General features: G+C 42.1%; 4 protein-coding genes and 1 tRNA gene. 2 read left to right on the top strand and 3 right to left on the bottom strand.

Annotated features, from left to right (window positions below; translation table 11 throughout):
• Positions 1-59: 59 nt before the first annotated feature.
• Positions 60-144 (bottom strand) — tRNA-Leu (locus CKO50_RS20880).
• A gap of 317 nt (positions 145-461) precedes the next feature.
• On the opposite strand from CKO50_RS20880, the gene CKO50_RS20875 reads away from it, so the two are divergent.
• Positions 462-959 (top strand): RDD family protein, encoded by a 498-nt coding sequence (locus CKO50_RS20875; protein WP_095729728.1) that lies wholly within the window; start codon positions 462-464, stop codon positions 957-959.
• Between the two features lie 280 nt (positions 960-1,239).
• Here the strand turns inward: CKO50_RS20875 and lptG are convergent, their stop codons facing one another.
• Both lptG and lptF read right to left on the bottom strand, forming a co-directional pair.
• On the bottom strand, positions 1,240-2,307 hold the full coding sequence (lptG, locus tag CKO50_RS20870) for an LPS export ABC transporter permease LptG (RefSeq protein WP_095729727.1): 1,068 nt from the start codon (positions 2,305-2,307) through the stop codon (positions 1,240-1,242).
• Positions 2,304-3,416 (bottom strand): LPS export ABC transporter permease LptF, encoded by a 1,113-nt coding sequence (gene lptF, locus CKO50_RS20865; RefSeq protein WP_095729726.1) that lies wholly within the window; start codon positions 3,414-3,416, stop codon positions 2,304-2,306. Before lptF ends, lptG begins: the two co-directional genes overlap by 4 nt.
• A 196-nt stretch (positions 3,417-3,612) precedes the next feature.
• On the opposite strand from lptF, the gene pepA reads away from it, so the two are divergent.
• The gene (gene pepA, locus CKO50_RS20860; RefSeq protein WP_095729725.1) at positions 3,613-5,124 is read left to right on the top strand and encodes a leucyl aminopeptidase; all 1,512 of its coding nucleotides are present in this window, start codon (positions 3,613-3,615) and stop codon (positions 5,122-5,124) included.
• The last annotated feature ends 35 nt before the right edge of the window (positions 5,125-5,159 follow it).

Genomic DNA, 5,159 nt, shown 5'->3' with positions numbered 1-5,159 from the left:
TCTCGACCTACAATTGAGGCATAAAAAAACCCCAACCAATCGGTTAGGGTTATAAAAAGTGGTACCAGTGGGCGGACTTGAACCGCCACGCCCGAAGGCAACGGATTTTGAATCCGTCATGTCTACCAATTCCATCACACTGGCATAATTTTTCTTTCATCTTCTAAAGCAAGAGAAAATAAAGAAAAACCACTTTGAGCTCAGGCTTTTTTTATTTGCCTTCGTCTCTATGCTTTGCATTATACAAAGGCGATTAAGAACGGCAAGTAATTTTTTTGCAATAAGGCGTTAACTGCTTGTTATTTGCACACCAGCAGTTAAATATTGCTCTAAATTCAAATTTATTCATGTCAAAGCTATAAAGACAAAGCGTTACTAACCCCTTAGCTAACGTAATTCAGTAAACGTTTTATCGGTTTATGTGTAAAATACTCCGCAACCTTGTAATTATGAGAGTTGTTATGTCACATTTTGCTCCAGCGAATTTCAGCCGTCGCTTGGCTTCACTTATATACGACAGCTTAGTGGTCGTAGCGTTCGCAATGCTGACTACCGTGTTATTTTTACTAACCATCAATGCCTTAATTTCATTTAACGTGCTCGCACTTGGTAATCATGAAGACGTATCGGCGCTGATCCAAGCTGATCCCATTTTATATACACTTAGAGCCGCTTTATTAGTGTTGGTTTCGGTGCTGTTTTTTGCCTATTTTTGGACTAAGAGCGGCCAAACTATCGGCATGCGCGCGTGGCGCTTAAAAGTGCAAACCCCCGGTGGGGCACTGTTAACTTGGCCAAAAGCAATTGCTCGTAGCCTATGCGCGCTACTTGGGCTCGGTAATCTGATAGTGTTGCTGGACTTTAAAAAGAAAAGATCGCTCCAGGATATGCTGTGTGGTACTGAAGTGGTGGTACTGAGCAAAGAGGAAAATAAAAAGGTGTATAACAGCTTAGATTAAGCTAAGCTTCAAATAGCAGCTTATTGATTAACCTGAGGTTTGGATAAGAAATGAGCTAACTAATTGTTTTTAAACATACATTAAATTATTTCCTTATCTAGCCAGAGAGTTTTAGGGATAACTAGATGAATTTACGCACCAATAGCTGGCTATTGGAAGTGAATTCAACGCAGTTAGCGCAAAAACTGGCTGCTAGAAAGGCATTAATTATCCGAAGCTCAGGTTGATTACCCATATTCATAAAAATATAGGCCTCAATATGAGGCCTATATTAAAAGTATTAATTTTGTTTCTTCAGTAGATGGATAGCCAATCCAATAAATAACAAGCTTGGCATTAACGCGCCAACCACCGGTGGAACTTGATATACCATCACTATGGGGCCAAAAATTTCATTACTCAGGTGAAAGGCTAAGCCTGTTACTACACCCATAATAATCCGCGCCCCCATGCTCACCGTTCTCAGTGGCCCGAAGATAAATGATAAAGCCACCAACAGCATTACTCCAATAGTCAGCGGTTGCATCACCTTACGCCACAGCGCGAGTTCATAGCTACTTGAATCTTGCTCATTTTGCTCTAAATAAGCGAGAAATGACCATAACCCCGTAAAAGACAAAGCATCGGGCTCTACCGACACTACACCCAATCTGTCTTCACTTAATTCAGATTCATAGAGCATTGATTTTGAATAATGCGTTGTAATTTGCTGTTGATCGATATGCACTTCTTCCACATCTTGCAATTGCCAGCCGTTAGACATGCTTTGCGCCGACTGAGCACGTACAATTTTTGTGAGTGTTAGTGAATCATCGAAATAATAAATTGCGATATCTTTAAGCTTACCGCTTTTTTCAACATTGCCTATGTTAATAAAATTACCACCATCTTTCGCCCAAACACCACGTTGTGCGCTGTAGACTTCACCACCATAAATTGCTTCGTTTTTTAACCGCTTTGCGGTTTGCTCCGCCTTTGGTGCGCCCCACTCTCCAAGCGCCATCATTAGTAGCGCAAGCACCACAGCTGTTTTCATCACCGACATAATGATTTGAAAACGTGACCACCCTGCCGCTTGCATAACAATAAGCTCACTGCTTGAGGCTAGTGCGCCAAGGCCAATCAAGCCTCCAATCAACGCAGCCATCGGGAAGAATACGACGATATCGCCAGGCATACTATAAATAGTGTAGAGCATGGCACTGAGCAAATCATAGCTGCCACGACCAACCGAACGCAGCTGATCAATGAATTTAACTAAAGTGTTAATACCCACAAACACTAGTAATGTGGCAACAGTTGTTTGTAATATGCTTAGTCCTAGATACCGATCTAGCGTCTTTATCATACTGCCCCCTCTCTTTTGATAAATACCGAGCGAGCCCAGGCACCTATAGGTCTACCTTTAGCTATCAAAAAAGCTCCGAGAAAGAGCATACATAAATGTATCCACCATAACCCAATCGAAGCTGCCACTTTACCTTCCGCAAGCAAAAACGTCCCCGTATTTAAAACAATAAAATAACCTAAATACAATGTAATTGCTGGTACAAGCTTGGCAAATTTACCTTGCCTTGGATTCACAAAGCTTAAAGGAACTGCTAGTAGTGTAAGTAAAACAACCGAAATAGGGGCTGACAATCTCAATTGAAGCTGGGCTTTAGCTTGAGGGGTATCCATTTTCAATAAGTGTAAACTCGGAATAGCTTCTAATTTACGACGTTGATGTTCTATCTCTTGTTCTTTGATCTGGACTTGATAAGTACCAAACTCAGTGCGATTAAGTGCTTGGCTGAAACCATCAGTCTCATAACGCTTCCCTTCTAACAACAGTAATTGTTGCTCACCACTTTCCAATTCGATTAGCTCACCTTTTTGAGCAAATACTAATCGTGCAACTTGATTCGAGTCTTGCCTTGGTAGTTGCGCTACAAAAACTTTATCTAATTCACGACCTTGTTCACTAATACTGTGAACAAAAACAACTGCTTTTTCATTACCTGTTTGCTGGAAACGGCCAGCTCTAATAGTTGATAACCCTGACTTAGCATCTGCTTGCTCCCGAAGCTGATACTCCTTTTCACTCGCCCAAGGAGCTAAGTATAAACTTAGTACAGCTGTGACTATTGAGAAAAATAAACTAGAAACCAACGTGACTCGCACGACATACCACTCGCTCACTCCACAAGCTCGTAAAATCGTCATTTCACTATCAGCATATATTCGGCTATAAGCTAAAATAATACCGAGAAACAGACTTAAGGGCAGTATGTAGATCCCAAGTTGAGGAAGCTTAAGTAATAATATTGATAAGACTATTGCTCCTGGAATGTTACCATCTGAAGCCGAATTCAAGAGCAAAACAATTTCTTGAGCCACAAAAATGGTCATTATAATTAGAAAAACGGCAACCTGTGTTTTTAGTACTTCACCGATAAGATAGCGGAATATAAGCAATGTTCGTCCCTATAAAACGTCTTGTTTCACTGGAATAGTGGGAAAAATTGAGTAAACTGATCATTTTAGTCACTTTATTATATGTCAATGCGCCAGAATATCCTACCTAAGGTTAAAGCATATTCATGACTTTAATGTAGGAAAGTGGGTTGGCATAAAAAGTTCAAAATGACATGACAAAGACTCAGGAGTCGCAATGGAATTCAGCGTTAAAAGTGGTAGTCCAGAGAAACAACGTAGCGCATGTATTGTTGTAGGTGTATATGAGCCACGCCGCCTCTCACCAATTGGTGAACAGCTGGATAAAATAAGCGAAGGCTATATCTCAAATTTACTCAGACGTGGTGATCTTGAAGGCAAACCAGGACAAGTTCTACTGCTTCATCATGTACCAAATGTATTAAGCGAACGCGTTTTGCTAGTGGGTTGTGGTAAGGAAAGAGAGCTCGACGATAAACAATACAAACAAATTATCTCTAAAACCATCAACACGTTAAATGAAACAGGCTCAATGGAAGCGGTATGTTTTCTAACTGAGCAACATGTTAAAGGTCGTGATACTTACTGGAAAGTTCGCCAAGCGGTCGAAACCACTCAAGATTGCCTGTATACCTTTAATCAACTAAAAAGTAAAAAGAGCGAGGCTAGACGTCCGCTACGTAAAATCGTCTTTAACGTACCAACGCGTCGTGAACTAACAATAGGTGAGAGCGCAATTGAGCACGGTCTCGCTATTGCTGCTGGTAGTAAGATGTGTAAAGACGTTGCGAATATGCCACCAAATATCTGTAACCCTCGTTATTTGGGTGAGCAAGCACAACAGTTGGCTGAAGACTTTGATAACGTTACCGTTAACCTTGTTGGTGAACAAGAAATGGAAGAGCTGGGTATGCACTCATACCTGGCGGTTGGCCGTGGTAGTCGCAACGAATCAGTGATGTCAGTTATCCACTATAACGGTGGTGACGAAGGCCAAGCACCAATTGTGTTTGTGGGTAAAGGCTTAACATTTGACTCAGGTGGTATTTCCATCAAACCTGGCGAAGCGATGGATGAAATGAAATACGACATGGGCGGAGCCGCGGGCGTGCTTGGCTTAATGCGAGCCGTCGTACAAATGCAACTACCACTGAATGTGATTGGCGTTTTAGCTGGCTGCGAAAATATGCCAGGGGGCGATGCTTACCGTCCGGGCGATATTTTAACCACTATGTCCGGTCAGACCGTTGAAGTACTCAATACTGATGCCGAAGGCCGATTAGTACTGTGCGATGCGCTAACTTACGTTGAAGCATTCGACCCAGAAACCGTTGTTGATGTTGCAACATTAACAGGTGCATGTATTGTTGCGCTTGGTAGCCATGCAACAGGTTTATTATCTAACCATAATCCTCTTGCCCATGATTTGCTAAAAGCGTCAGAGCAAAGTGGCGACAGAGCGTGGCAATTACCGCTTTGGGATGATTATCAAGAACAACTTGAGAGCCCATTTGCAGACTTTACGAACTTAGGTGGTCGCGCAGCTGGCACAATTACAGCCGCGTGTTTCTTGTCTAAATTTACTAAAAAGTACAACTGGGCGCATTTAGACATCGCAGGTACTGCATGGCGCAGCGGCAAGAACAAAGGTGCTACAGGCCGTCCTGTGCCTATGCTGATGCAATATTTACTTAACCGCGCCAATATCACGGACGCACAGCAAGACTAATAGTCTAGTCGCGATACTTAACAAGCATAAGTCGC

Source organism: Pseudoalteromonas sp. HM-SA03 (assembly GCF_002289345.1).
Lineage (GTDB): Bacteria > Pseudomonadota > Gammaproteobacteria > Enterobacterales > Alteromonadaceae > Pseudoalteromonas.
The sequence above is the reverse complement of the archived record's forward strand: the minus strand, read 5'-3'. Positions and strand labels throughout refer to the sequence as shown.

Excerpts from the sequence above, each read along its gene's own strand:
- lptG (WP_095729727.1), bottom strand. The coding sequence starts at position 2,307 with ATGATAAAGACGCTAGATCGGTATCTAGGACTAAGCATATTACAAACA.
- CKO50_RS20875 (WP_095729728.1), top strand. The coding sequence starts at position 462 with ATGTCACATTTTGCTCCAGCGAATTTCAGCCGTCGCTTGGCTTCACTT.
- pepA (WP_095729725.1), top strand. The coding sequence starts at position 3,613 with ATGGAATTCAGCGTTAAAAGTGGTAGTCCAGAGAAACAACGTAGCGCA.